The organism is Wolbachia endosymbiont (group A) of Barypeithes pellucidus, assembly GCF_964030885.1.
Lineage (GTDB): Bacteria > Pseudomonadota > Alphaproteobacteria > Rickettsiales > Anaplasmataceae > Wolbachia.
Genome location: NZ_OZ034985.1, coordinates 1,417,579 through 1,443,233 on the forward strand (window position 1 = coordinate 1,417,579; position 25,655 = coordinate 1,443,233).

General features: G+C 36.9%; 28 protein-coding genes, 2 tRNA genes and 3 pseudogenes. 9 read left to right on the forward strand and 24 right to left on the reverse strand.

Translation table 11 applies throughout. The features are described from left to right. The first annotated feature begins 12 nt into the window (after positions 1-12). Positions 13-942, forward strand: a complete 930-nt coding sequence (gene ispH / locus ACQH1X_RS07235) for a 4-hydroxy-3-methylbut-2-enyl diphosphate reductase (RefSeq protein ID WP_425386689.1) — start codon at positions 13-15, stop codon at positions 940-942. 784 nt (positions 943-1,726) lie between these two features. Here the strand turns inward: ispH and ACQH1X_RS07240 are convergent. Next, positions 1,727-2,683 carry an IS5 family transposase gene (locus ACQH1X_RS07240; RefSeq protein ID WP_425385760.1) on the reverse strand — a complete coding sequence of 319 codons (957 nt, stop codon included), beginning with the start codon at positions 2,681-2,683 and terminating at the stop codon, positions 1,727-1,729. 153 nt (positions 2,684-2,836) lie between these two features. Between ACQH1X_RS07240 and ACQH1X_RS07245 the strand changes: the two genes are divergently transcribed. Next, entirely contained in the window at positions 2,837-2,965 is a 129-nt protein-coding gene (locus ACQH1X_RS07245; protein WP_425385836.1) for a hypothetical protein, read from the forward strand. Positions 2,966-3,146: 181 nt separating this feature from the next. On the opposite strand, the gene ACQH1X_RS07250 is transcribed toward ACQH1X_RS07245, so the two are convergent. From ACQH1X_RS07250 to ACQH1X_RS07275, 6 genes are all read right to left on the reverse strand, one after another. After that, positions 3,147-4,169: an IS110 family transposase gene (locus ACQH1X_RS07250; protein ID WP_425385829.1), complete on the reverse strand. Its 1,023-nt coding sequence runs from the start codon at positions 4,167-4,169 to the stop codon at positions 3,147-3,149. A gap of 287 nt (positions 4,170-4,456) precedes the next feature. Then, positions 4,457-5,044, reverse strand: a complete 588-nt coding sequence (locus tag ACQH1X_RS07255) for an ankyrin repeat domain-containing protein (RefSeq protein WP_425385989.1) — start codon at positions 5,042-5,044, stop codon at positions 4,457-4,459. Positions 5,045-5,082: 38 nt separating this feature from the next. Next, on the reverse strand, positions 5,083-5,463 hold the full coding sequence (locus ACQH1X_RS07260; protein ID WP_425386690.1) for an ankyrin repeat domain-containing protein: 381 nt from the start codon (positions 5,461-5,463) through the stop codon (positions 5,083-5,085). Continuing rightward, positions 5,385-6,779 carry an ankyrin repeat domain-containing protein gene (locus ACQH1X_RS07265; RefSeq protein WP_425385988.1) on the reverse strand — a complete coding sequence of 465 codons (1,395 nt, stop codon included), beginning with the start codon at positions 6,777-6,779 and terminating at the stop codon, positions 5,385-5,387. Before ACQH1X_RS07265 ends, ACQH1X_RS07260 begins: the two co-directional genes overlap by 79 nt. Before the next feature lie 141 nt (positions 6,780-6,920). Then, the gene (locus ACQH1X_RS07270; protein WP_425385987.1) at positions 6,921-8,084 is read right to left on the reverse strand and encodes a multidrug effflux MFS transporter; all 1,164 of its coding nucleotides are present in this window, start codon (positions 8,082-8,084) and stop codon (positions 6,921-6,923) included. Between the two features lie 267 nt (positions 8,085-8,351). Continuing rightward, positions 8,352-8,573 (reverse strand): phage tail baseplate protein, encoded by a 222-nt coding sequence (locus tag ACQH1X_RS07275; protein ID WP_425385986.1) that lies wholly within the window; start codon positions 8,571-8,573, stop codon positions 8,352-8,354. Positions 8,574-8,697: 124 nt separating this feature from the next. Here ACQH1X_RS07275 and ACQH1X_RS07280 point away from each other — a divergent pair, with 124 nt between their 5' ends. Continuing rightward, positions 8,698-9,450 carry an IS5 family transposase gene (locus ACQH1X_RS07280; protein ID WP_425385758.1) on the forward strand — a complete coding sequence of 251 codons (753 nt, stop codon included), beginning with the start codon at positions 8,698-8,700 and terminating at the stop codon, positions 9,448-9,450. Here ACQH1X_RS07280 and ACQH1X_RS07285 read toward each other — a convergent pair. The 8 genes and pseudogenes from ACQH1X_RS07285 to ACQH1X_RS07320 form a co-directional block, all read right to left on the reverse strand. Beyond that, the gene (locus tag ACQH1X_RS07285) at positions 9,404-10,675 is read right to left on the reverse strand and encodes a phage tail protein (RefSeq protein WP_425386128.1); all 1,272 of its coding nucleotides are present in this window, start codon (positions 10,673-10,675) and stop codon (positions 9,404-9,406) included. The two genes, ACQH1X_RS07280 and ACQH1X_RS07285, sit on opposite strands and share 47 nt — an antisense overlap. A 138-nt stretch (positions 10,676-10,813) precedes the next feature. After that, positions 10,814-10,969 carry a hypothetical protein gene (locus tag ACQH1X_RS07290; protein ID WP_425386129.1) on the reverse strand — a complete coding sequence of 52 codons (156 nt, stop codon included), beginning with the start codon at positions 10,967-10,969 and terminating at the stop codon, positions 10,814-10,816. Between the two features lie 11 nt (positions 10,970-10,980). Continuing rightward, entirely contained in the window at positions 10,981-12,282 is a 1,302-nt protein-coding gene (ltrA, locus tag ACQH1X_RS07295) for a group II intron reverse transcriptase/maturase (protein ID WP_425385808.1), read from the reverse strand. Between the two features lie 26 nt (positions 12,283-12,308). Beyond that, positions 12,309-12,695, reverse strand: coding sequence for a hypothetical protein (locus ACQH1X_RS07300; protein ID WP_246433168.1), 387 nt, complete (start codon positions 12,693-12,695; stop codon positions 12,309-12,311). 94 nt (positions 12,696-12,789) lie between these two features. After that, positions 12,790-13,404, reverse strand: a pseudogene (locus ACQH1X_RS07305) (CADD family putative folate metabolism protein). A 78-nt stretch (positions 13,405-13,482) separates the two neighbouring features. After that, positions 13,483-13,559, reverse strand: a tRNA-Ile gene (locus ACQH1X_RS07310). Between the two features lie 42 nt (positions 13,560-13,601). Next, a complete protein-coding gene (gene trxA / locus ACQH1X_RS07315; protein ID WP_182320954.1) occupies positions 13,602-13,925 on the reverse strand; it encodes a thioredoxin in 324 nt (107 codons plus the stop codon). Between the two features lie 124 nt (positions 13,926-14,049). After that, positions 14,050-14,670, reverse strand: coding sequence for a ribonuclease D (locus ACQH1X_RS07320; RefSeq protein WP_375604205.1), 621 nt, complete (start codon positions 14,668-14,670; stop codon positions 14,050-14,052). A 180-nt stretch (positions 14,671-14,850) separates the two neighbouring features. On the opposite strand from ACQH1X_RS07320, the gene ACQH1X_RS07325 reads away from it, so the two are divergent. The 5 genes from ACQH1X_RS07325 (at position 14,851) to pnp (ending at position 18,827) form a co-directional block, all read left to right on the forward strand. Further along, positions 14,851-14,923: transfer RNA gene (locus ACQH1X_RS07325), tRNA-Gly, on the forward strand. Positions 14,924-15,542: 619 nt separating this feature from the next. Then, positions 15,543-15,686, forward strand: a complete 144-nt coding sequence (locus tag ACQH1X_RS07330; RefSeq protein WP_265035086.1) for a WPE palindromic element domain-containing protein — start codon at positions 15,543-15,545, stop codon at positions 15,684-15,686. Positions 15,687-15,972: 286 nt separating this feature from the next. After that, on the forward strand, positions 15,973-16,266 hold the full coding sequence (locus ACQH1X_RS07335; RefSeq protein ID WP_425386130.1) for a hypothetical protein: 294 nt from the start codon (positions 15,973-15,975) through the stop codon (positions 16,264-16,266). After that, the gene (gene rpsO, locus ACQH1X_RS07340) at positions 16,267-16,539 is read left to right on the forward strand and encodes a 30S ribosomal protein S15 (protein WP_006279944.1); all 273 of its coding nucleotides are present in this window, start codon (positions 16,267-16,269) and stop codon (positions 16,537-16,539) included. Between the two features lie 14 nt (positions 16,540-16,553). Then, positions 16,554-18,827: a polyribonucleotide nucleotidyltransferase gene (pnp, locus tag ACQH1X_RS07345; protein WP_425386131.1), complete on the forward strand. Its 2,274-nt coding sequence runs from the start codon at positions 16,554-16,556 to the stop codon at positions 18,825-18,827. On the opposite strand, the gene ACQH1X_RS07350 is transcribed toward pnp, so the two are convergent. The 8 genes and pseudogenes from ACQH1X_RS07350 to ACQH1X_RS07385 all read right to left on the reverse strand — a co-directional run bounded on the left by ACQH1X_RS07350 (position 18,769) and on the right by ACQH1X_RS07385 (position 23,565). Next, on the reverse strand, positions 18,769-18,951 hold the full coding sequence (locus ACQH1X_RS07350; RefSeq protein WP_425386132.1) for a hypothetical protein: 183 nt from the start codon (positions 18,949-18,951) through the stop codon (positions 18,769-18,771). The two genes, pnp and ACQH1X_RS07350, sit on opposite strands and share 59 nt — an antisense overlap. Before the next feature lie 11 nt (positions 18,952-18,962). After that, positions 18,963-20,264, reverse strand: a complete 1,302-nt coding sequence (ltrA, locus tag ACQH1X_RS07355) for a group II intron reverse transcriptase/maturase (protein ID WP_425385808.1) — start codon at positions 20,262-20,264, stop codon at positions 18,963-18,965. A gap of 26 nt (positions 20,265-20,290) precedes the next feature. After that, positions 20,291-20,677 (reverse strand): hypothetical protein, encoded by a 387-nt coding sequence (locus ACQH1X_RS07360; RefSeq protein WP_246433168.1) that lies wholly within the window; start codon positions 20,675-20,677, stop codon positions 20,291-20,293. Further along, positions 20,667-21,440: a reverse transcriptase domain-containing protein gene (locus tag ACQH1X_RS07365; protein WP_425386133.1), complete on the reverse strand. Its 774-nt coding sequence runs from the start codon at positions 21,438-21,440 to the stop codon at positions 20,667-20,669. The genes ACQH1X_RS07360 and ACQH1X_RS07365 overlap by 11 nt, the downstream gene beginning before the upstream one ends. Positions 21,441-22,005: 565 nt before the next feature. Continuing rightward, a pseudogene (locus ACQH1X_RS07370) lies at positions 22,006-22,173 on the reverse strand (IS630-like element ISWpi10 family transposase); the annotation flags it as partial. 6 nt (positions 22,174-22,179) lie between these two features. Beyond that, positions 22,180-22,638, reverse strand: coding sequence for an IS4 family transposase (locus tag ACQH1X_RS07375; protein WP_265026145.1), 459 nt, complete (start codon positions 22,636-22,638; stop codon positions 22,180-22,182). A 75-nt stretch (positions 22,639-22,713) separates the two neighbouring features. Beyond that, on the reverse strand, positions 22,714-23,049 hold the full coding sequence (locus ACQH1X_RS07380; RefSeq protein WP_425385942.1) for a hypothetical protein: 336 nt from the start codon (positions 23,047-23,049) through the stop codon (positions 22,714-22,716). A 354-nt stretch (positions 23,050-23,403) separates the two neighbouring features. Further along, positions 23,404-23,565, reverse strand: coding sequence for a transposase DNA-binding-containing protein (locus ACQH1X_RS07385; protein ID WP_425386134.1), 162 nt, complete (start codon positions 23,563-23,565; stop codon positions 23,404-23,406). A gap of 54 nt (positions 23,566-23,619) precedes the next feature. On the opposite strand from ACQH1X_RS07385, the pseudogene ACQH1X_RS07390 reads away from it, so the two are divergent. Continuing rightward, positions 23,620-23,787 (forward strand): annotated as a pseudogene (locus ACQH1X_RS07390) (IS630-like element ISWpi10 family transposase); the annotation flags it as partial. 339 nt (positions 23,788-24,126) lie between these two features. On the opposite strand, the gene gltX reads toward ACQH1X_RS07390, so the two are convergent. After that, the gene (gene gltX / locus ACQH1X_RS07395; protein WP_425386135.1) at positions 24,127-25,449 is read right to left on the reverse strand and encodes a glutamate--tRNA ligase; all 1,323 of its coding nucleotides are present in this window, start codon (positions 25,447-25,449) and stop codon (positions 24,127-24,129) included. Between the last annotated feature and the right edge of the window lie 206 nt (positions 25,450-25,655).

Here is a 25,655-nt window from a genome sequence, read left to right on the forward strand (position 1 = left end):
GATTTGACAAAAATGGAAATCATCTTAGCTGAACCACGAGGTTTTTGTGCCGGGGTAAAAAGAGCTGTGGACATATTAGCTATTACTTTAGAAAAATACAAAAACAAGTGCCAAGTTTATGTGCTACACGAAATTGTTCACAATAAATATATAGTAGAGGACTTTAAGAGACAAGGAGTGGTTTTTGTGAACAGTATCGAGGAAATTGAAGATAATGGAGGAATACTGATCTTCAGCGCGCACGGAGTATCAAAAAATATAGAAGATGAAGCAAAAAGAAAGGGTATTCAAGTGATTGATGCAACATGTCCTTTAGTCAGCAAAGTGCATAAAGAGGCAAAAAGGTATGAAAACGGTGGTAAAGAACTAATTCTCATTGGGCATGAAAACCATCCAGAAGTTAAGGGAATTAGAGGAAGAGTAAATAATCCTATCATTTTAGTGCAAACTGTGCAGGACGTACGCAATTTAAAAGTTAAAGATCCAGATAATTTATCTTATGTTACACAAACCACGTTAAGCATTGACGATACCCGTGAAATTATTGTTGCTCTGAAGCTCAGGTTTCCAAGCATAACAGGTCCAGATTTAAAGGACATATGCTATGCAACGCAAAACAGACAAAATGCTGTTAAAAAGCTAGCTGAAATTGTAGACATGGTGTTAGTTGTAGGAAGTAAAAATAGCTCAAATTCAAACCGCTTATTAGATCTGTGCACTGCCAGAGGAAAAAGAGCCTACTTGATTGATAATTACAGATGTGTGAATAAAAGCTGGTTTCAGGGCGTAGAAAAGATAGGAATCACTGCAGGTGCTTCCGCTCCTGACATATTGGTTGATGAATTAATGGACTACCTAAAAGTAAACCTGAGTGTAAAAATTTCAGTGATGCCAGGTGGTATTATTGAAAATGTTCAGTTTAAAATACCGAATTTGGTTTAAAACACAACTTATCTACTAAGCTTCTCTTGAAATCACACAAATCAGCATCTATAGCTAAGACGTCATACCGCGATTCGTTAGACTTCTTGCATAAGCTTATAACAAACTTTTATTGGGAATAGAAACGAAAAACTTACTTGACAAACTCCGCCAGCCCCCTTATCATGAAACTGAAGGTATTCAGTTATCTTCATCTGTGCAGATTAAACAGCAAAAAAACAACGTAGTTGGCGTCTTATTTTTAATTTTTTGCACTATGTGCGCCTTATGTCTTCACAATATTCTGGGTTTTTACCTATATAAGCTGAAACGCGCTTATAAGTCGTTTAAGACAGTATAGTACGCCAATTTGAAGGATTAGAGAGTGAACACTAATTACCACGGGATTTCTTTTGCCTTTTTTTCTGCTTAGTAAATTTCTTAAACATTTGAGATAAGGTGAGTTGCATTTAAAAGCAGCCAAATTGCAGTGTTTAAGACTTAAAAAACGCCAATACTGAAAATAGATATTAACCGGGGCTTCTTTTGCCTTTTTTTCGTTTGGTAAATTTCTTAAATATTTATAGCTAAACGACAATCGTCATCCCGCTGCTTGTTAGCGGGATCTAGAGATACCGTGACGGTATGACGAGGGAGAACAGTTAGCGGCTGAGATACCGCGAATGAATCGCGGTATGACGTAGGACTGCTGTCATTCCAGTACTCCTTTTTTTGTCATCCCAGTGCGTGACACTGGGATGGCTTTGTTGCATAGCACCTTAAGCAGTGATGGTTTACGACAAATTTATGTAATGATTTCAAATTTAGCCATACCAATATCAGTGAATTTGTTGAGCAAATAGCACTTAATTAGTAATTCTTTTTCACGATTTACTTCAGATTTATTCCTAAAGCTAAATCCAAATACTTGCTTCAACCTTGAGAAAAATCCTTCTATGTAAGATCTCTTTCCATAAATCGCTTCCTTTTTCCACTCTTTTACACCATCTTGTCCATATAATTTTATTAACCTAATAGCAGCATTTCTGTCAGACATATAATCTATTTTTGAATGTTCTGCTGCATCCTTTTTTGGTAGAACTTTTGTCTTTATATCGTATTTCTTACACAATTTATAAAGTTTGTGCCTATCGTATGCCCTATCTGCATATAATGCTTTTATTTTGTGCTGAAAATTAACTTCTTCAAGCAAATCGCAAGCTCCATAGTGGTCAGAGTAGACGCCATTACTGTATCTTGCAGCTATAGCTTTTTTACTATTCACACTTAACATAACATGTAACTTTCTTACTTGCTCGTAGCTTCGGTACTTTCTATCTGCACTGTTTTCCTTACTGTGGCCAGGAGTGTTACTGTAAATGCTGATACTTGTGCTATCTATGATAATTTCAATATTTTCCATGTTGCTTTTATCAACCCTGCAATCATTTATCTTAATATTAAGTTTTTTAAACCTTCTTGATGCTTGTGAATAGCTGATAACTGCCAAATTTTTTCCTATTTGTTGCAGATATCCTTTTATAAACCCCACCGTTTGTCTTAAACCAATTCTAAAAAGATTGACAATTATATGCACCAAAATTACGACTTTATCACTGTAAATATAGTTGCCGCCCTGCATTTTTGGACTATTTTCATACCAATTTTCGATAGCTTCATCGATGTAATGAAAAATATTTCCCCTTTTTTCAAGGAATTTGTTATATTCGTTTTGGTTACTGACTTTCATTTTCTGTGGCATATTTTTTCTTCAACAGTTAAATGGTTATTTATAATGAATTTTGTCAGTAGCTACCAGATTTTTTCGGTTGCTATGCAACAAAGCCATTCCAGTGTCAGCTACTTTCATGACATCATCATAAAGTAAAATGAGATCCCAGTGTCAGCTACTCGGATGACAGGAGATACCGTCTCGCCAGTCAACAAGAAAATTACAAAAATTGAATCTAAATTGCCTAAGTTATATTGTGAAATCAAAAAATACTGCCAATTCCCGTCCTGTGTAGCGGTATACAGATTGTAGTTGTATTAAACAAGAGCCTGATATTAGTTTTGACTACCTCAATTCTTCTGTCAGTTAATTCTTGTCTGTCAGATTAAATCTTGTCTTTTACACTTATCAACATATACACTAACCAACTACATTCAATAAATTTGTGTAAGATACCATTTTACATAAGATAGAATGGAAGCATTTTTCGATTTTAAATTACTAAAGCTTCAGTCAATCTCCTAGTCCTGTAGCTTTTGATATGGTCAGGATTAAAAGCCTTTTTTGATTTTAAAATACCAAAAACAATATGAAGCAACTTACGCATTGCAGCACCAACAATGGCCATATTATGCTTGCCTTTTTCTTTTAATCTCTTGCAAAAAGTCATAATAATAGGATTGTGATTTTTAGCTACTATAGCAGGAAAATACATGGCCTTACGTAGTGTTCGTGAACCTGATTTACTTAATCTGGGCTTGGCATATACAGATGAACCTGATGTTATATTTCGTGGTATAGTTCCAGCGTATGCTGCCAATTGTCTGGCATTTATAAAAGCCTTTGTGTCAGGAATTTCAGCTAAAATAGCTATTGCTGATTCCTCTCCTATTCCTGGAATAGTCAATAAGAGTTGAAAGTTTTCCAACAACTCTTTGTGCTGTTTTAATAGTTCACGTATGGAGTTTTTTATTGTTTCTATTGATTGTTCTATGTTCACTGCAAGGTTTTCCCAAGCATTTGCAACTTCTTCAGGCAGTCTCTCCTTCTTTTCTAAATGATTATTTACGAATGTTAATCCATCTTTTAACGCAACCGAGCAACGATAAAGATGTTTTAATTTTTTCATTTCAGGAGAAGGTGGTGTCCAACGAGTAGGTTCCTGTCTTTGGCAATAATCAGCAATAATTTCTGCATCGGTCTGATCATTCTTTTGTCTTACAAGCTTACTCCTCGCATAAGATTTAATACAATAAGGATTTACAACACTTACAAAATGTCCAGCATTGTGTAGAAATTCAGCCAAAGCTTCACTATAACAACCGGTAGCTTCCATACAAGCTTTCACTTGCTCTACGTTATGTTTTTGTAGAAAGCTCTGCAGACCTTGAAACCCATTATCATCGTTCTTAAAGCTTCTTTTCCTAGTTTCACGTTTTCCTTTTTTACTTATAAATGAGAGAAAAACATCAAAGCGATCTTTTGATACATCTATTCCCAGAAAGTTGTTGATCATATATAACCCCATACGTTACTATTTAAAATGAAAAGTAAGGCTAACCTTGTGAATACAGAATTAGAACCATTTAGGTTTTTCTACGATACCGTCCAGCCTATACTTTTGAGAAGGGAATTCTTATCTCCTCTACAGATTTTATATCTAAGAAGAAGCACAGAGTTCCTCCCTTCTCCACCTAATGCTTAAGCTTAAAACATTAGATGCTTTTGACAAGATACAAGAAGGAGGCTACTTAGAGAGGATGTCATTCCAGCACGTGACGCTGGAATCTAGTAAACCTTTAGCTATATTATGTCATGGTCTCCTGAATTATTCGATGATTCTAACACAACTGGTTGGTCAGATTCAGATGATGATTGTATTGGCTCATCAGACCCAAACAACCATGGAAAAAACCCACCAAAAAATGATGCAATTAATGAAAAAGGCTTCATAAGTATACTAAACAAACTACAAAAAAAAGAGCTCGGCTGTTCTTCTGTTTGTGCAGGTTCTGTGGGAGCAATAGGCTGTGCACTTCCGGTTGTTAGAACCTCTTCACTATCTGTCGATGATTCATCCACTGAACCATCAACAGGGTTTTCTGCGGCTTTTAATAATAGAGTTCTTATTTCTTCTGTCTTAGCTAAATCTAAAGGAGTCTTTCCATCCTCATCTACTATATTAACATTTTTTGAGTAGCCTATTAGAATTTTTACCATCTCTGTTTTATTAAGTAAAACAGCCAAATGTAAAGGAGTATTTCCATCCTCATCTACTATATTATCAATATTTGTTCCTATAGATAGATTATCACCAAATCGCCCTTGTAATAGAGCTTCTACCAGTGTGTCTACCTCCTGCGCATTACCATTTTTAACAGCTGAGCACAAAGCTTCGATGTTTTCTTGTGCTTGTTTTAGAACTTCTACTACCTCGTTGTGATTATTTTTTTAGCAAGATCTAAAGGAGCATTGTTTTTGTTATCTTTTGCATAAACATTAATTCCTTCGCTTCTTATTAGAGCACTTACTATCTCTGTATGACCATTTGCAGCAGCACAATGTAAAGGAGTATTTCCAAAATAATCTTTTGCATTAACATCTGCTCCTTTTCTTAATAGAGTGTTTACTATATCCGTATAGCCCTTTTCAGCAGCCAAATGTAAAAGGGTCTTTTCGTGAATACCTTTTGCTGCAACATCGACTTTTTCTATTGTTAACAGCACTTTTACTACACCTTCATGGCCATTTTGAGCAGCCCAATATAATGCCAGAAAATATTCATTAACATCGATTTTTCTGCTGTTAATAGCACTTTTACTACACCTTCACGGCCATTTACAGCAGCCAAACGTAATTCCTCAGAAAGTATTTTAACACCTATTTCTTTTTCTTTTGTTAATAACACTTTTACTACATCTTCATAGCCCTTTTCAGCAGCAAAACGTAATGCTCGAGGATATGTATTAACATCAATTTCTTTTGCTGTTAATAGCACTGTTGCTACATTTCCATAGCCCTTTTCAGCAGCCAGCCATAAAGAAGTCATTCCTCTAGAACTTTCTACTAAATTAACATTTGCTCCTTTATTTAATAGAATTTCTACTATCTTTTCATGGCGACTTGCAACAGCAAGATGTAAAGGAGTAATATTCAGACCAAATGCTCCTGCATTAACATTTGCCCCATTATCCAATAGAGCTTGCACCACTTGCTTATAACCTTTTTCAGCAGCCCAATGTAAAGGGGTCCTTCTATCTTCATCTGTTGCATTAACACTTGCTCCTTCACTTATTAGACGTCTTACTTCATCACTATCACTATCACTATTTTTAGCAGCCTCAAGTAATTTAGTTGTGTTTTGTAATAGAGTTTGTATTCCTTCATCAGTGGCTAAATCGAGAGGAGTCTCTTCTTTATCATTTTGTGCATTAACATTTGCCCCTTTATCCAATAGATCTTTTACTATCTCTGCATGGTTTCTTTGAGCAGCCCAATGTAAAGGAGTCTTTCCATTTTGATCTGTTATATTAACACTTGCCCCTTTGTCCAATAGATCTTTTACTATCTCTGCATGGCCCATTTCAGCAGCAAAATGTAGAGGAGTGCTGTCATATTTATTTTGTGCATTAACATCGATCCCTTCTACTTGCAGTAGGGCTTCTACTACTTCTTTACGGCCATGTGCAGCAGCAAAATGTAAAGGAGTCTTTCCATCTTTATTTACTGCATTAACATTTGCCCTATTATCCAATAGAGCTTGCACCACTTCTTTATAGCCATATCCAGCAACATAATGTAAAGGAGTGTTGTTATGGTCCTCTATTGCATTAACATTTGCCCCATTATTTAGTAAAACTTCTACTACCCCTTTATGGTCCTCTTTAGCAGCCCGATGTAGAGGAGTCTCTTTTAACTCATTTGTTGCATTAACATTTGCCCCATTATTTAGTAAAACTTCTACTACCCCTTTATGGCCCTCTTCAGTAGCCCAATGTAAAGGAGTGTTGTTATGTGCACCTACTGCATTAACATCTGCTCCTTCACTTATTAGACGGTTTACTGCATCAACATCACCTCTTTTAGCAGCCTGAAACAAATCATCTATACTTTGTGAACTACTCATCCTACACCTCTTTGTAAAACTATATTGTTATGATAAAGCCGTTAATAATCTATGAGCTCTCACCCCCTGTAAAATTATATTATCATGATAAAGTCATTAATAACCCATGAGCTCTATGTTCCTGGATCACGTAAATAATGGCTATTCCCCGTGTTTTTCAGTACATTTGAGCTGGCTGTACATAAGAACCGCAATTGTAGAACATGCTATTGTTAATAGTAAATTTGGTAAAATACCATAGCAAAAAAATTTTCCTACTATATATATTCCAATAGCCCCAAACATCATATTGCAGAATGAGAGGACTGCACTACCAAGCCCTATACCTTTGATCGTTTCTAAAGCAGAAGTTACGTTATTGCTTATTATTAATGCAAGTCCGATATTGGCTGGAATCCAGGCGACTTGAAGAATTAATATATTCAACTTGTCCGCGAAATAAAAATATACCAATAAACTATCGGATATTATCGGTAACACCAAACCTATTATTAGCATTTTGCTAACCCCTATTTTTGGTACATACCTTCTATTAATTAAAGTTCCAATTATGTAGAATATGACTATGATCGATATGAGGTAGCCAAAACACTGTACTTCAATGCCCATCGATTCAAATATGAACGGGTAGTTAGCAACGTATGCCCAAAGCCACATGAAAGTTAATCCATGAATAATTGAAAACCCAAGGAAACGATAATTTCTAAATATTGATATATATTGCTTGAAGATATTAGTAGTTATGTTAGTTATACTGGTTTCATTTTTATTTACAGTGAGTGTTTCTTGTAATTTAAAGTAAATAAAAATAAGCATAGCAATTGCCGCAAGTGATATAATAAAAAACAAAAATTTCCAACTATACCCATGCGAAATTATATAACTGCCCACCACTGGAGCTATTCCAGGTGAGAGTGCCACTACCATATTTAACTTTGAAATTACTCTCGAGTATTCACTACCCGAATACATATCCCTTATTGCTGCATACCCAACAACACCTGCAACACCAGCCCCTGTTCCTTGTATGAAGCGAATTAGTATCAAGAGCGCAATACTGTCGGCTATATAACACATGACACTTGCCAAAGTAAAAATTGTCATACCAATCAGCATCATTGGACGCCTACCATAATGGTCCGATAATGGACCATAAATTAATCCAGATACTGCAAATCCAACTAGATTCAAGCTAATTGTAAGCTGCACTACACTGCCTTCTACTTTAAAATAATTGGCAATGCTTGGTAGTGCAACTGAGTACAAATCAGTTGCCATATCGACAATTGCTACAGACAATATCATAATAAGAGAGATGATATTTTGCGAAAGAGCTGTTTTCACTTAATGATTTATTGGTAAATATGCTTGATTATAGTATATTTTTTTCATTAGTACATTAATTTAACTACTGAAATTAAGGGTAGCTATTCGAGAAAAAGCCTGTGAAGGCTCTATCCAGTAGGGTGTCATGCAAGTAGCTGACACTGGGATCTTAAGCTAAAATCATAAAAAGCGCGAATTTCAATATTTTATCTTTGATTATTCAAGTTTAAGTTTAAATACTGAGCATCAATTGTTTAGGACCTTCGCTTCCGTATTTTCCAGCGAGTCACCATAAGTCACTGCTTTTAGGTAAAACTTTTTTCCCCTTTGCACTTCGAAAGATATTATTGAATCATCAAGTAGAACAAATTTTTCACCTGCGGTGTCTTTAGTACCTTCTTGCCCTCTAATTAGGTTGCTAAGCTTATATTTATTTTTATCTATGAGTTCAGTACTCTGGAATTTCACTATCTCTTTTCCGATTAATGCTGAATTTGAATCGATAATTCCTAGGCTCTGTGGACAAAAAATATGAAAAGAGAGAAAAAGATGGTAGTTTAGCTTAATAGGTAAAAAATGGAGAAACTACCATATGCAATATTACATCAAAGAGGAAAATTGGAAACAAATTTTAGAGTTCATAAAAAGCGTAAAAGGAATGCATAGCAAAGATGAAAAACGTTTAAGAATATTCATAGAGGCAGTGTGGTACATAGTCCGAAGTGGTTGCCAATGGAGACTTTTACCAAAAACTTATGGTAATTACAGGAGTATACATAAGCGATTTAAAAGATGGTGTGAAAGAGATGTCTGGGAAAAATTGCTTGAATATACTAAACAAGAGCCTGATTTAGAAGTTGCTATAATCGACGGTACGATCATCCGAGCCCATCCATGTTCATCTGGATATACAAAAAACTCCAAGGATCAAGAAGCTTTAGGGAGGAGCAAAGGTGGCTTTACAACTAAAATACATGCGCTTGTCGATGCACTTGGAAATCCACTTAAATTTACTCTGACCCCTGGTCAAAGAAATGAGATTACACAAGCAGCAACATTAACTGAAAGTGTCTATAATACCACTGTAGTGGCTGATAAAGGCTATGACAGCAATGCTTTTGTTACGAGTCTTGAAAGCAAGGGATGTACAGCAGTTATTCCTCCGAAGCGTAATCGAAAAGTGCAGAGGGGTTACGATAAACACATTTATAAAGAGCGTCATTTAATTGAGTGTTTTTTCGGTAAAATTAAGAACTTTAGGCGTATTTTTTCCAGATTCGATAAAACGGCTGAGGTTTTTATGGGTTTTCTAAATTTTGTCGGGGCTCTTGTATGGCTTCTCTAAAATTTTGTCCACAGAGCCTAGGCAGCTTACCAAAACGTAATACTATTACAAGCCCCTCATCGGTAGATTCCATTACATATCCGTAAGTAGACTGTTTATTTGTGCTTGCGATAGGCTTATAATCCTTATCGTTATACGAAATAAAGAGTGTTGCTCCTTTCCAATTCTTTTCCTCACTAATTAAAATAAAGCTTGCGCTATTACCTTTAACATGCGGTAAATCTATCATTTCTATGATGGTTTTGCTGATGTGAGAAGGAGGGTATTCCTTCAGCATAAGTGACCTTGTTGAAGGAAAAGAGAGCTTATATATAGAGTGATCATAACCAACGCCAATTACTTGAATGGCCATGCTTTCAAATTTTGTTTTTATAATTCTCACCGTATGCTTTTTCTCACCGTCTAAAATCGTTATTACATCACTTGGCACAAGCCATGCATATTTTATCGGCAGCTTGAAATTGTATATATTTCTCTCTTGCCACGAAGAATAAAGTAAAACCTCAGCTATATTTTGTGCCTCCCCCTCCTCCATAATGAGCGGTATTTCAACTGTTATAGCAGTGCCTTGCTTTGGCAACTCAGCATATTTAACATCAATTGGATAGCCAAAATTGCGATTAAAATAAACGACGTTAACTTTATTGTTTAAATCCAGTTGACTAATATTAACAAGTTGCATCGACTTTGAACTGTTATTGAAAACCATTTCACCAATTGGTATTCCAGTCGTAACTGCCCTGCCCTTTTGGATAAATTTCAGTTTAGAGTCCTGTTCAACCACATCAAAAAAATAGCAACTTTGCAGCATTTTAATAATAGAACGTACGGGTTGCTGGTCGTTTATCACATATCCAGACAATAACCCTTTGACGCCACCTGTATCAAACTGATCGCTTTTTAAACCTGCTTTTTGTAATAGATCCGATAAAACATCGGAAATATTAAGCTGTGAAAGCTTTCCCTGAATCCAATGTCCTGTTTGCCAATTATGGCAGTCAGTCCACATATCGCACAAGTTGGGGAAATAAGGAAATGGCCTTGCATCCCATGCCCAGAGAAACATTTTTTCTACCATTTCTGAGCTTTGCCACTTCTTTAGCGTTCCTTCAATTGCAATTTTTTGCGAAAGAAAGCTCACCTCTCCGTTTGAATATCGTGGATATTTGCTCTCTATGCTGCCTTTATCAACAAACACATTTGGCTCATTAGTGCAGCCGTTCATACTGGGAAATCCATATTCAGTAAACCATATTTTTTTTCATTTTTGGTTGCCATTTCGTTTTGCTACCACCTAGATTTATGTGAGTTTCACTCCACCATTTCTCTATATTTTTCCACGCATACCTGCTGTCGTTATACTTTACTTTTTCAGGTTCACTCTTTGAGTAATCATAGAAATAATGTTCGGTAGAAGCTGTAGCTTTACTCCTCTCGTTTGAGTTTTATTACTACAACTCCCCCTAAAGAACCGTGCTTGCAGATTTCCCGCACACGGCTCATCAATATTAGTTTTCACAGTCGTCCCTCTTATGCATATAAAGAAAAATGTATTTTTGGCTTTGGTAATGGATTTACTTCTACGTAGTGTACAAACTGTTCCCAGGTCATACTCTTTTTCTGACTACGCCGATTTATCCATTTAAATGCTAGCTTTCTTACTGATGTGTAAAATTGTTTCAAACACCAATAATTTCCGCTAATACCAAAGTAGTTATAGTGTCCTGTTAATTTAGCCTTCAGTACTTGCCACCAATCTTTAAGTCGAATACTTCCGCGGACTATTTTCAACCACTCCTTGATTTCTTTTAGTTTTCTGGCTAGATTTAACTTTGAGGTTTTATGTCCCATTATTAATCTACCACGACGACTTTTTGCACCATAGTGCGTAAACCCCAGAAAATTGAAACTTTCCGTCCTTCGTTTCTCTCTTATCGCTTGTTGCCACTCCCTCTTGCCAAACTTTACTACTCTGGTCTTGTTTTCAGATACTTCCAACCCAAATTTATTTAGCCTTTGTTTCAGTAATTCCAGAAATTCTTCCGCGTCTACCTTACTTTCGCAACAAACCACAAAATCGTCGCAAAACCTTATTAGTTGTATATATCCTCTGGATCTTGGTTTAAATTTCTTTTCTATCCATAAATCCAACACATAATGTAAGTATATATTTGCTAATACAGGACTTACTATACCACCTTGGGGTGTACCTTGTTTTGTTGCTTCATAATTTCCAGCTTCGACTATCCCTGCCTTGAGAAACCGCTTTACTAACCACAGCAAATTTGGGTCAGTTATTCGTTCCCTTAGACATCTCATTAGCCATTTATGCTGTATATTATCGTAGAACTTCTTGATATCCACTTCTACAATGTAGTTTATTGGCTTGTACATAACTGCTTTATCTAGTGCATTTACCGCTTGATGACAGTTTCTTCCAGGTCGAAATCCATATGAGCTGTCCAGAAAGTTTGCCTCGTAAATATTTTCTAATATCTTCTTCAGCATAATCTGTACTAATTTATCCTCGGTCGATGGTATTCCGAGTCCGCGTTTCTCTTTACTTCCAGCTTTCGGTATATATACCCTCTTTACTGGTTGTGGTTGATATTGCTTCCTCTTCATACTTTCTACTAGCACTTCGAGTTTCTCATTCAGATTTTCTCCGTATGATTCCACTGTTATCTGGTCTACTCCACAAGCCTTGTTACGCTTCAGTTCTTTATAACATCTCGCAAGATTCTCTGTATTTATCAGATGGACTAACGATGTGAATTTTAGTCGCTTATCTTGCTTTGCTCTTACTGCTATCTGGTTTAGTTTATTTTGCATGTTATTCCAACCTCCGTTGTATTGGCCTAGCAATCCCTATTCCAGTTACTATATTGCTGATCGCTTCCCCTTGTACGTGGCTTTCCCACATTCTGAGTACTATCAATCAGTCCGACTTCCCCTGCATCTTCCGCTAGTTCTTGCCTTTGTTGACTTGTTCCAGCGTACCTTTGTAGGAATGCATAGGATCTCCCAAGTTCACTTGAAGTCCATTTCAATACATGGCACGGTCTCAGATCCCGATAGAGTGAGTGATAACTTGCCTTTACGTTATCCTTCATGCTGTCTTCCATGGCCATGAAAATGTCGACCTCTATGTCTTCAGGTATTTCGGAACTCAATCCCTTCACTTTCGTTGTACCCTGCATTGTCCATCCCACTAGCTCTATTACACTCGTTACCTCATGCAACATAGTGGTCTGTTCCAAACTGTTGGCTAGACTTTGTTTGTGTTGGATTTTCACCAACTGTTCTCCAAGCACTTCTTGGCGCACCAAGAAAACCCCACTAGAGCTTTGCTCCCTTTTGAGCACCCTGCATAACTTTATCTTGCTCTTTTTCATCTAGATCTTCAATAAGATTTGCACATTCCTCAGAATGCCATTCATCAGCATGCATATGGACCGTAAAAAATTGAAGAGAACGCTCATCACTTATTGAATAGTGTTTTTTTTAACCTTCAATTTTAGACTTAGAAACCTCTGGAGTTTGACGTTCGTAAGCGTACAAGGCTCCAAGACCTGCCGCAAAACCTGATCTTACAATGTCAAAGTAACCGTTAACTAATTCTTGCGTCTCCTTAATCTGTGCATCTTCAAGAAGTTCAGATCGTGCTACTCCTAGTCCTTCAGCAAAACGCTGCCATAATTCTGGGTGATTCTCATCGCCTTGTTCTTCTTCTATCAAATTACCAAGCAAAACCTGTCGCATTTTTAGATCTGGGCACAAAAAATGTATACCACTGATATAACGAGGAAACGCAGCAACATGGTGATAATATTCTTTAGCATAGGTTTGTAAAGCTTGCAAGCTCAAGCTTCCTGTATTCCATGATTGGTAGAATGGATGATTTAGTAAGTGCAACTCATCTAACTTATTATTCAAAGATTTAGTAAATTCCATTATTTCCTCTATTATATCAACATATAGTTCATATATTATAGTTTTCTCATTGTTACGATCATGCTAAGATCAACACAATGGTGGGATTGGTAGGACTCGAACCTACGACCAATTCGTTATGAGCGAACTGCTCTAACCGACTGAGCTACAATCCCTTTTATCAATATTTATAATACACACAAAAGCAAATTTGTCTATTAGCTTATTTCACTATCAACCCAACTTAGCAAATCATTTGTTGCACCAATTTTGCGTGCAATTTCCTTACCATCTTGAAATATGATTAAAGTGGGTATAGATTGCACTCCATACTTACTTGGCACTTCAGTTTCTCCATCTATATCGAATTTGCAGATCTTGATCTTGCCTTTTCTATCCTTAGCCAATTGTTCGATACGTGGCATTAGACTTTTGCATGGCCCGCACCATTCTGCCCAAAAATCTACCAGCACGAACCCTTTATAGTCAGTGACTTCAGATTTGAAATTTTGATCATTTACCGATGTAATATCATCACTCATAAAATACCTAAATTTTTGTAAAATATAGCGCATCAATTAGCAACTAATCAACTAAATTCTTACCGCAGAGCCTGAAAAATTGCCCTAAAGTGTTTTGCACAAGCAAAACACTTCTCATAAACTATTACATCTGGTGGTTAAAGATATCCACGTTTTCCCAACCCATTAAGTCTAACTCAATACGAGTAGGAAGAAATTCAAAACACTTTTGGGCCAATTCTTTTCTATTTTCACGTTCCAGCATTAAGTCTAGCTTTTCCTTTATCCTATGGAGATACAAAACATCAGATGCAGCATAACTTTTTTGTTTGTCTGTCAAATTTTCATTTCCCCAATCAGAAGATTGCTGCTGCTTATTTAGTTTGGTATCAAGCAGCTCTAAACATAATTCTTTTAAGCTATGATTATCTGTGTAAGTGCGAACTAAACGTGAAGCTATTTTCGTGCAATAGCATGGAAGTGCCCAAGTTTCCAAGTAATGACGTATTATGCTTACATCAAATCGCGCGAAGTGAAATATTTTAGTTATATTTTTATCCTCTAATATTTTTCTCAAATTTGGCGCTGTATAATCGTTCTTGAGTTGAACTAAGTGAGCGTTGCCATCATTAAAAGAGAGCTGCACAAGACATAATCTATCTCTGCTATGAAGTAGCCCCATTGCCTCGGTATCAACAGCTATAGACCTTACATCATCTGGTATTGAACTAGCTGGCAAGTCGTCTTTATATAAAAATATTCCCATAAAATTAATACATTTTTTGGCACAATTGAAAACCTATGATAATCAAAAATGAGCCTTAAGTATACGAAAAGATCATAGAAGGAACCACACAAATTTATGGGCTCTCACATTTTTCGTGTACACGGGGTTTACAAATCGCTGTATATGCCTATAATTAAGTAAATTTAGGTTAATTTAATTGCGGGAGTAGCTCAGTTGGTAGAGCGCAACCTTGCCAAGGTTGAGGTCGAGGGTTCGAACCCCTTCTCCCGCTCTTTACTTTCAAAATCATTTCGTCAAAAATCCCTTGACAAACTCCGCCAGCGCCCTTATCATGGTACTGAAGGTATTCAGTTATCTTCATCTGTGCAGATTAAACAGCAAAAAAAACAACGTACTTGGCGTCTTATTTTTAATTTTTCGCACTATGTGCACCTTATGTCTTTATAAAACTTTTAGGTTTCTACCTATACAAGCCGAAACGCGCTTATAAAGCGTTTAAGACAGTATAGTACGCCAATTTGAAGGATTAGAGAGTGAACACTAATTACCACGGGATTTCTTTGCCTTTTTTTCTGCTTAGTAAATTTCTTAAACATTTATGACTAAAGGTTAGTTGCATTAAAAAGCAGCTGAGTCGCGGTTATTAAACGTTTAAAACATAAAAAAACGCCAATACTGAAAATAGACAATGACCAGGGCTTCTTTTGCCTTTTTTTTCGCTTGGTAAATTTCTTAATATTTATAGCTAAACGACAACCGTCATCCCGCTGCTTGTTAGCTGATGAGATACTGCAGCAGTATGAAGATTCGCGGCGGTATGATGGTTCGTGGCAACATGACGATAACCTCGTCATCCCGCTGCTTGTTAGCGGGATCTAAAGATACCGCGAATGAATCCACAACTGTACGAACATTGTGATTTGAGAACAATCTCCGCCAGGAAGGGTGTCATCCCAGTGCCCAGACACTGGGATCCAGGAAACTTAATTGCAAGTAATGCATTGGGTTTGGTGAGTATGGGTTTTGCGTTATAGAATGAAGCACTTTTGATGAATTTGTAAAGAAAACTAGATTCCAGTGTCAAGCACTGGAATGACACCGAAGGAGCTACTGGGATGACAGGGGAAGTTGACAATCATCATCCCGCTGCTTGTTAGCACCGCGGCGGTATGACGGTCTGCGGTGGCATGACGATAACTTCGTCATCCCGCTGCTTGCTAGCGGGATCTAGAGATACCGTGACGGGATGACGTAGAGCTCGCATTAGCTATACTTTTATGCTCACCAACTTAGCTGGATCCAAGTATTCAAGCTACTCCGATGACAAAAGGTGATACTGGAGTAATAGAAGGTAATAGAGTGACAGGGAGTAGTGCAAAAAGTTTCGTTATCCCCCTTGAATCGGCTTTAAAATCGATGTTCAAAGTTGAAATTTCCCTAGAAGATGCGGGGAAAATCAGAAAAGGCCAGGAAATTGTATTAAATAACTTGCGTAATTTAAAGAATTATGATACTTGTTGTACGACAATGGTTAGTGTACCTATTGCAATCTGCAGTTTTATTTATGGTTGTGTGGAACCTATTCGTGTTTTTAATATTTTAAATGAGGTTTAGATGTCGATAACATCCGAAAAGAAAAAGAGTTTGATAAATATATATGCAATTAAAGAAGATGATACAGGTTCATCTTTTGTACAATGTGCAATTTTGACCGAGAGGATCAGTAATTTAACTGAGCATTTTAAAGTGCACAAGCATGACCATCACTCTAAGCGTGGTTTACTTATATTGATAGGTAGAAGACGCAAGCACTTAAATTATATAAAGCGTAAATTTGGTAATGAAGCCTATCAGGAATTAATAGAGAAGTTAGGCATTAGAAAATAATCGAGGAATTTAGTATGTTTAAAATTATAAAAAAATCTATAGAGTGGGGTGGTCGTACCTTATCTTTAGAAACAGGAAAAATAGCACGCCAAGCTCATGGTTCAGTAGTTGTAAATTACGGTGATACTTCTGTTTTAGTAACTGTTGTAAGTAAAAAGAAGGAAGAAAATGTTGATTTCCTACCTTTAAATGTACAGTTTATCGCAAAAAGCTATGCCATGGGTAAGATCCCTGGTGGCTTTTTTAAAAGAGAAGGCAAACCATCTGATAGAGAAACTTTAATCTCAAGAGTAATAGATAGAAGTATAAGACCACTATTTCCAGAAGGATTTAATGATGAAGTTAGTGTGGTGTGCAATCTATTAACTTATGATACAGTCAATCCTCCTGAAGTGCCAGCATTGATTGGTACTGTTGCAGCTCTTGCAATTTCTGGTGTTCCTTTTTACTTTACTATAGCTGGAGTGATGGTTGGTTGTGATGAAAATAATAACTATATACTCAACCCTTCTGTTCAAGAGATGAAAGCAAGCAGCTTGGATCTATTTTTGTCTGGTGATGAAAATTCAATTTTAATGGTTGAATCAGAAGTGAAAGAGCTCTCTGAAGAAAATGTTTTTAATGCAATAAAATTTGGCCATGAACACCTTAAGCCTGTCATTGAGCTCATAAAAGAGTTTGCTGATACAGTTGGCAATAAACCTGAAAGCTTTGCTCCTGTTGATATATCAGATATAACACAAGAGCTTGAAAAACACGGTAAAGATTTTGAGAAAGCATATTCACAAACAGTAAAACAAGAGCGAGTTCAAGCTCTAGAAGCGATCAGAGATAATATATTGAATGCTCTTAAGGAAGCTGGAAAAGACGAAAAGTTAATTACGTATGCAGTAAAAAACTTTGAAAGATCTTTAGTACGTGAAATAATTAGAAAGAAAGGTGTAAGGATAGACGGTCGTAAGCATGATGAAATACGTCAGATAGAAATTGAAGTTGATGTTCTATCCAAGACTCACGGTTCTGCGTTGTTTACCAGAGGTAACACTCAGGCGCTGGTTGTTACTGCTCTTGGCACTACGCAAGATGAGCAAATCGTGGATGATATTGAAGGGGATAGACGTGAGCACTTTATGTTACATTATAATTTTCCTCCTTTTTCTGTTGGAGAAATTTCTACTGGACGTCCACCTGGAAGAAGAGAAATTGGTCACGGTAAACTTGCTTGGAAAGCAATTCATTCTGTTTTACCCGATAAATCTGAATTTCCTTATACAATAAGAGTAGTGTCCGAGATTTTGGAGTCTGATGGTTCTTCTTCTATGGCAACAGTTTGTGGGACTTCTCTTGCTTTAATGAATACGGGTGTGCCAATAAAGGCCCCTGTTGCTGGAGTTGCTATGGGCCTTATTAAAGATAAAGACGAGTATGTGATACTTTCCGATATATTGGGTGATGAAGATTATCTTGGTGATATGGACTTTAAAGTAGCAGGAACTAGTGAAGGGGTTACGGCACTACAAATGGATATGAAAATTTCTGGTATAAGCTTTGAAATTGTTGAAAAATCTTTAGAACAGGCAAAAGCTGGAAGATTACATATTTTAGAAAAAATGAATGCAGTAATTTCAGAACACAGTGATGATGTCAAAGACCATGCACCAAGAATGTTATCATTTTACATAGATAAAGATAAAATTTCTGCAGCTATTGGTGCTAAAGGAAAAAATATACGCAGTGTGTGTGAAAGAAGTAATGCAAAAATTGAAATAGGAGATGATGGTAAAGTTTCTGTTTTTGCCACGAGTGGCACTGAAGCTGAAATTGCAAAGAGTATGATGATTGATTCAATAACAGAACTAGAACAAGGTTCTATAGTTGATGTCAAGGTTGTAAGAATAGAGAAGTCTATTGTAGAGCTTGAATTTCTTAATGGCAGAAAAGGAAAAATGCACATAAGTGAAGTAGCTAATGAACACATAGATTCTATAGAGAGCATACTTAAACAAGATGATACTTTCAAAGCACTAGTAATTGACTTCGAAAAAGGTGGATGTCCAAAGTTGTCAAGACGTCGGGTTGATCAAGAGACGGGAGAGTTTTTTGAAGGTGAGCTTTACAACGAGGAAAGGAAAGATGGTCCAAATGACAGGGATAATTATTACAATAATTCATTTAATAGAAAACCTGGAGGAAGTCACCATAAGAGGCCTCCTCGTCCTCGTTCTGGTTTCAGCAACAGAAACAGGCCGAAATTTGGTAATAATGATTCATCATCAGGTTTTTATTAAGAGTAAACTTGTTCGGTAGAAGCTGTAGCTTTACTCCTCTCGTTTGAGTTATATTACTACAACTCCCCCTAAAGAACCGTGCTTGCAGATTTCCCGCACACGGCTCATCAATATTAGTTTTCACAGTCGTCCCTCTTATGCATATAAAGAAAAATGTATTTTTGGCTTTGGTAATGGATTTACTTCTACGTAGTGTACAAACTGTTCCCAGGTCATACTCTTTTTCTGACTACGCCGATTTATCCATTTAAATGCTAGCTTTCTTACTGATGTGTAAAATTGTTTCAAACACCAATAATTTCCGCTAATACCAAAGTAGTTATAGTGTCCTGTTAATTTAGCCTTCAGTACTTGCCACCAATCTTTAAGTCGAATACTTCCGCGGACTATTTTCAACCACTCCTTGATTTCTTTTAGTTTTCTGGCTAGATTTAACTTTGAGGTTTTATGTCCCATTATTAATCTACCACGACGACTTTTTGCACCATAGTGCGTAAACCCCAGAAAATTGAAACTTTCCGTCCTTCGTTTCTCTCTTATCGCTTGTTGCCACTCCCTCTTGCCAAACTTTACTACTCTGGTCTTGTTTTCAGATACTTCCAACCCAAATTTATTTAGCCTTTGTTTCAGTAATTCCAGAAATTCTTCCGCGTCTACCTTACTTTCGCAACAAACCACAAAATCGTCGCAAAACCTTATTAGTTGTATATATCCTCTGGATCTTGGTTTAAATTTCTTTTCTATCCATAAATCCAACACATAATGTAAGTATATATTTGCTAATACAGGACTTACTATACCACCTTGGGGTGTACCTTGTTTTGTTGCTTCATAATTTCCAGCTTCGACTATCCCTGCCTTGAGAAACCGCTTTACTAACCACAGCAAATTTGGGTCAGTTATTCGTTCCCTTAGACATCTCATTAGCCATTTATGCTGTATATTATCGTAGAACTTCTTGATATCCACTTCTACAATGTAGTTTATTGGCTTGTACATAACTGCTTTATCTAGTGCATTTACCGCTTGATGACAGTTTCTTCCAGGTCGAAATCCATATGAGCTGTCCAGAAAGTTTGCCTCGTAAATATTTTCTAATATCTTCTTCAGCATAATCTGTACTAATTTATCCTCGGTCGATGGTATTCCGAGTCCGCGTTTCTCTTTACTTCCAGCTTTCGGTATATATACCCTCTTTACTGGTTGTGGTTGATATTGCTTCCTCTTCATACTTTCTACTAGCACTTCGAGTTTCTCATTCAGATTTTCTCCGTATGATTCCACTGTTATCTGGTCTACTCCACAAGCCTTGTTACGCTTCAGTTCTTTATAACATCTCGCAAGATTCTCTGTATTTATCAGATGGACTAACGATGTGAATTTTAGTCGCTTATCTTGCTTTGCTCTTACTGCTATCTGGTTTAGTTTATTTTGCATGTTATTCCAACCTCCGTTGTATTGGCCTAGCAATCCCTATTCCAGTTACTATATTGCTGATCGCTTCCCCTTGTACGTGGCTTTCCCACATTCTGAGTACTATCAATCAGTCCGACTTCCCCTGCATCTTCCGCTAGTTCTTGCCTTTGTTGACTTGTTCCAGCGTACCTTTGTAGGAATGCATAGGATCTCCCAAGTTCACTTGAAGTCCATTTCAATACATGGCACGGTCTCAGATCCCGATAGAGTGAGTGATAACTTGCCTTTACGTTATCCTTCATGCTGTCTTCCATGGCCATGAAAATGTCGACCTCTATGTCTTCAGGTATTTCGGAACTCAATCCCTTCACTTTCGTTGTACCCTGCATTGTCCATCCCACTAGCTCTATTACACTCGTTACCTCATGCAACATAGTGGTCTGTTCCAAACTGTTGGCTAGACTTTGTTTGTGTTGGATTTTCACCAACTGTTCTCCAAGCACTTCTTGGCGCACCATCCACATACCTCTCAAATGGTACTGTCGGGTAGTTCTTTTTCATCCATATATCAAACACATGATGCATGAATATATTAGAGATGATTGGGCTAACTGAACCTCCTTGCGGAACTCCTTTATCCCTAACTACCTTACTGCCATCTGCTTGCTGAATGGGGGCTTTCATCCACCTCTCAACATACAGTATGATCCATTTGCAGTCAGTGTGTTTCTTGATAGCCTGCAGTGCTAAATCGTGGTCCAGATTGTCGAAAAATCCAGATATATCAAGATCTACTGTCCAATCATTTTTCCAACATCTCTTCCGTGCTGTATATACCGCATCCAATGCAGACTTATTTGGTCTATAACCATATGAATCCCCGTGAAATTTCGGCTCTACTATCAGTTCAAGATACATAGTAGCGGCTGTTTGTGCTATCCTATCGGACACTGAAGGAACGCATAAAGTTCTTTGTCCTCCCGTATCTTTCGGTATTGCAACAGCTTTTACTGGCTCAGGAAAATAACTTCCGGATGACATCCGATTCCATAGTTTGTACAAATTATCTTTTAGATTTTCCTCAAACTTTGTTATCGAGACCTCATCTACACCTGCAGCACCTTTATTTTTCGATACTTGTTTATAAGCTCTCCAAATAAGTTGCTTCGGTATATCAAAAGACTTTGTTTTATTCATTAATTCCTCCCATTACGGTTGACAAAATAATTAAAACTAAATAACTCAGTCCCTTCGCTCCATTTCCATTACAGAAACTTCTTCACTACTACAAACTGATCCGCCCCTGTTTTCCGCATCGGTACTCTCATCCTCAGAGATCTGCTCTTTGGACTTCTTCCTTATCATCGAAACGACAGGTTCCCGTAGTTCCATGCAATAGCCTAAAATAGATTCACGCCACTTTTATGCCGGACGCCACCTACCCAGTAAACAAGCTCCCGGTAGATTTATCCCAGATTAACGACTACCCCCTGGTTTTGACGTCGTCTCTACGCTTTCGACACTTCATCAGTGATTCACTTGCGTTCGTCTTTCTATTTCACACATGACACATAATTGTGCCTTTTCCATAACGCTCACTACCTTAGCTCTTTACCAAAGCAGCTTATGGCTGTTTGAAGCCTGCTCTTGTAAACCGGCTCCGAGGAGCCCTCCCTCATCTATTGCACAGCTTCAACACTTCCCGTGTTTCTACGGCGCACTGTCATCCCAGTACCTTGACTACTTATACCAATTCTCATTACTAGTGAATCAAATAAGCGGCATTGCAGAGTTTTTTAATTGTAGAGTGAGAAAGAGAGGTAATAAATTTGCATAAAGCGCTCTCAAGCAAAGCAATAGTATCGTAGATTTTGTTACGCAAAATGTTCTGTTTTATATATAACCAAAACCTCTCAACAGGATTGAGGTCTTACTTTTACCCACAATTTTGAGAGGTTATGATGTGAAGCATAACAATGCTCTCCTTAAGGTTTTCATAGCCCCGCCATAGAGTCATAGACCCTGGTAAATTATCACTTTTTCTATTCATAAATCCACCCAATTTTCCTAACCAAATAATAGCTTGTTTTATGTTTGGAGGTTCTTCGGGTAATGTTGCTACCCGATACTCACGCATGTAAAGGACCTTCCACTCTTCGTTGCTTAAAATTTTAGTACAAGTTTCCATGGGATTTGATAAAGCCACTTTTGTCAAATATAAAATTTTAAACGCGATTATACTTTTTATAGCAATTAACTTCTGTAATCTTTCTTTTGTAGCTAAGCGAGAGCTTTCTATCTTACATCCTGATTTTAAAATCCTAAAATACTCTTCAATTTTCCATCTTAGCTTATACCAATTTATCTTTTCTATGGCATCTAAAGTATGGTACATTAGTTAGTAGAGTCCAGTCGACAGCTTCCAATCCATCAGGAGCTTTTGCACTTACCACATATACAGGGACTTATTTTATGTATTGTATCTTTTGACCCATAAATGGAAGAAGATCTGATAGGCTTTCATATACTTAACTTCAATATTAGCTTTCCTTGATCTCTGGTTTTCACCTTTAGTAACTTCTAGAGAAATTTTCTTTTTTACTGGCAGTTGAGTGATGCGTGTTTGCAAATCTGTTTTTCCGACTTCAGTACAGATAAATCTTCTATTAGCTCGATTGCGGATTACATAAAAACTACCTAACGTCTCAGCCACCCATAAAAATTTGAAGATGTCTGCTTCCCTATCACCAAAAGTTGTACATTTGGAGGAAGGTTGTTTATAGTTTCTTTGAGAGCTGTTATCCACTTATAACTTTCTTTTTCTTCTATGGAGGTACGGTATTTTCTGTTTGCTTTTTCTTGTACCGTTTCTTCTTCCCTAATAGAACGCGCCCAACATTGTTGGGAAGATAGACCTAAAGGTAATCCGTCTTTGCTAGGCACTATGCAACAGTAAACCCATTTTATGCTTTGTATAAGCTTTAGAAATACTGCCTAGTCTCTTGGTCTTTATATGAGAGTCAAAATCCAAATAACTTGTATCTTGAACTGAAAATACCAACTGGTTTCCTTTTATTCTTTCCTTAGTTTCTTTATAATGGGAAGAATAAATTTCCTTATCTTCAAGCTTTTCATTGCTTATATGCACCCTTACCACCCACTACAGCTTTGATTCAGATGCCTTACCCTCTATGCAATAACTTGTTTTTATAAGTCTTTTATTAAGCCTTATATCTCCCAAATTAATGTGTTTTAACTCTCTTTTTAGCCATTTATCCCCTAAGCCATCTGTATATTGCACGCTTGTACTTGTTTCTATCATTTTGATCCTAAATTATTTAGCTTACTCACTTTTTATATTTGTGGGTAAAAGTAAGACCTCAATCCTGTTGAGAGGTTTTGGTTATATATAAAACAGAACATTTTGCGTAACAAAATCTACGATACTATTGCTTTGCTTGAGAGCGCTTTATGCAAATTTATTACCTCTCTTTCTCACTCTACAATTAAAAAACTCTGCAATGCCGCTTATTTGATTCACTAGTAATGAGAATTGGTATAAGTCGCCACTTTCCTAAAATGTGGATCGCGATTTCAACCCGATGTTAGAGCGGATGGAATTTAACCATCACGATTTCATGACTATCGGATCGCACTAATGTAACCAGACTGCATTCTGTAATTTTTAGCAAAACACGATCTTTCATTTGAGCTTTCTTCAATTTAAAATAAATACAGAAAATTGCTGCCTATAGCTAAACTGACTTAGATTTACCGACGATTTGATAAACGACAAATTCGTCATCCCGCTGCTTGTTAGCGGGATCTAGAGATACCGCGGCGGTATGACGTAGGGATTGTATTAGCTATAATTCTTTGGTTTTCACTTTTCTTTTAACCTTGCAATGATGTTTTCTTTGCCGATAAAAATTAATAATTTAGCAAGTTCTGGGCCTGTTTCTGTTCCTGTTAAAGCTGAACGCAACTGCATAAATAGGTTTTTTGCCTTTATATCCACTGTTTGTTGAATAGTTTTGACCCATTCTGACAACGTGTTTTCATTACAATCACCTTGAGGCAATGCATTGAACGCAATTTTTATAAGCTCCTTATCAAGAATCACAGGCTCTATATCGGGTTTGCATATTTTCCACCACTTGGCCACCTCAGAAAACCTTTCTATATTGTTCCTTATAAAATACCAAAACTCTGAGGAGTCCACTCCAATTTGATTTAAACGGTCTTGCACCATTTCAAATGGCATTTGTTGCAGCACTTTGCTATTTAGCTTATATATTTCACTCAAGCTAAATTGTGCAGATGCTGAGCTAAATTTTTTAATATCAAATGAGTCAATCAAAGATTGCATGCTAACACAAGCTTCAATTGGATTGGATGTTCCGAGCTTCACTAAATAACTAACTAGCGCCATCGGTTCAATTTCATCTTCTTTTATAGATTTGATATCCAGCCCACCGACTCGCTTGGATATCTTGCTATCATCAAAATGTAGCAGAGAAAGGTGAGCAAACATAGGAATTTTCGCTTTTAATGCTTTAATCATTTGGATTTGCACTGCAGTATTAGTTACATGATCTTCCCCGCGTACAATATGGGTTACATTAAAGTCAACATCATCAATAACAGAAGGTAACATGTATGTGTAAATTCCATCTTCTCTCTTTACCACGGGGTCACTTATGCTACTGGTTGCAATATTTATTTCACCTTTAACTTCATCATTCCATTTAACAACTTCATTTCTATCCAACTTAAATCTAAAATGTGGTCTTCTTCCTTCTTGCTCATAATGAATTTTCTCTTGCTCAGTTAGAAGTAACGCGCTTCTATCATATACCGGGGGAAGTCCTTGTTTTAACTGCAATTTTCGTTTAATGTCTAACTCTTCTCTTGTTTCATAGCATGCATAAACATGCCCTTCTTTTATTAACTGCAAAAACACCTCATTGTAACGCTCAAAGCGCTCTGATTGCTTAAAACTTGCATCCCAATCTATGCCAATCCATTTCAAGTCTTGTATGATATCATTTATATATTTGACATCTGAACGCTGAAGGTCAGTATCATCAAAACGGAGTAAAAATTTTCCATTTTGATTACGTGTGTACATCCAACAAACCAAAGCAGTCCGTACGTTTCCTACGTGGAGGTAGCCAGTTGGGCTTGGAGCGAATCTTGTTAGCATTCAAATAGCAATATTATAAAATAATAACTTATTTACTCTAATTTATTTTAATTTTATATAAATATACGGCTAAAGCAAGCGAGATCTGTTTCCTACTCTTCTTTCTTGGCTGATTCATAGTTAGCGTTAAAGAAGCTCGTTGCTACGGCTTATTGGCGTAGAAGAAGGAATAGGTATGGTTTGTAGCACCTTTGATGTTTGGTGAA

Bases quoted from the DNA above. Each gene is read 5' to 3' on its own strand.
- ACQH1X_RS07335 (WP_425386130.1), top strand. From the start codon at position 15,973: ATGACAAAAGGTGATACTGGAGTAATAGAAGGTAATAGAGTGACAGGG.
- rpsO (WP_006279944.1), top strand. From the start codon at position 16,267: ATGTCGATAACATCCGAAAAGAAAAAGAGTTTGATAAATATATATGCA.
- ACQH1X_RS07250 (WP_425385829.1), bottom strand. From the start codon at position 4,169: ATGATCAACAACTTTCTGGGAATAGATGTATCAAAAGATCGCTTTGAT.
- ACQH1X_RS07360 (WP_246433168.1), bottom strand. From the start codon at position 20,677: ATGTTGCATGAGGTAACGAGTGTAATAGAGCTAGTGGGATGGACAATG.
- ACQH1X_RS07280 (WP_425385758.1), top strand. From the start codon at position 8,698: ATGCAATATTACATCAAAGAGGAAAATTGGAAACAAATTTTAGAGTTC.
- ACQH1X_RS07320 (WP_375604205.1), bottom strand. From the start codon at position 14,670: ATGGGAATATTTTTATATAAAGACGACTTGCCAGCTAGTTCAATACCA.
- ltrA (WP_425385808.1), bottom strand. From the start codon at position 12,282: ATGCAAAATAAACTAAACCAGATAGCAGTAAGAGCAAAGCAAGATAAG.
- ACQH1X_RS07365 (WP_425386133.1), bottom strand. From the start codon at position 21,440: ATGAATAAAACAAAGTCTTTTGATATACCGAAGCAACTTATTTGGAGA.
- ACQH1X_RS07245 (WP_425385836.1), top strand. From the start codon at position 2,837: ATGACAGGAGATACCGTCTCGCCAGTCAACAAGAAAATTACAAAAATT.
- ltrA (WP_425385808.1), bottom strand. From the start codon at position 20,264: ATGCAAAATAAACTAAACCAGATAGCAGTAAGAGCAAAGCAAGATAAG.
- pnp (WP_425386131.1), top strand. From the start codon at position 16,554: ATGTTTAAAATTATAAAAAAATCTATAGAGTGGGGTGGTCGTACCTTA.
- ACQH1X_RS07265 (WP_425385988.1), bottom strand. From the start codon at position 6,779: ATGAGTAGTTCACAAAGTATAGATGATTTGTTTCAGGCTGCTAAAAGA.
- ACQH1X_RS07240 (WP_425385760.1), bottom strand. From the start codon at position 2,683: ATGCCACAGAAAATGAAAGTCAGTAACCAAAACGAATATAACAAATTC.
- ACQH1X_RS07270 (WP_425385987.1), bottom strand. From the start codon at position 8,084: ATGATATTGTCTGTAGCAATTGTCGATATGGCAACTGATTTGTACTCA.
- ACQH1X_RS07300 (WP_246433168.1), bottom strand. From the start codon at position 12,695: ATGTTGCATGAGGTAACGAGTGTAATAGAGCTAGTGGGATGGACAATG.
- ACQH1X_RS07330 (WP_265035086.1), top strand. From the start codon at position 15,543: ATGAATCCACAACTGTACGAACATTGTGATTTGAGAACAATCTCCGCC.
- ispH (WP_425386689.1), top strand. From the start codon at position 13: ATGGAAATCATCTTAGCTGAACCACGAGGTTTTTGTGCCGGGGTAAAA.
- ACQH1X_RS07285 (WP_425386128.1), bottom strand. From the start codon at position 10,675: ATGAACGGCTGCACTAATGAGCCAAATGTGTTTGTTGATAAAGGCAGC.
- gltX (WP_425386135.1), bottom strand. From the start codon at position 25,449: ATGCTAACAAGATTCGCTCCAAGCCCAACTGGCTACCTCCACGTAGGA.
- trxA (WP_182320954.1), bottom strand. From the start codon at position 13,925: ATGAGTGATGATATTACATCGGTAAATGATCAAAATTTCAAATCTGAA.
- ACQH1X_RS07375 (WP_265026145.1), bottom strand. From the start codon at position 22,638: ATGTACCATACTTTAGATGCCATAGAAAAGATAAATTGGTATAAGCTA.
- ACQH1X_RS07385 (WP_425386134.1), bottom strand. From the start codon at position 23,565: ATGATAGAAACAAGTACAAGCGTGCAATATACAGATGGCTTAGGGGAT.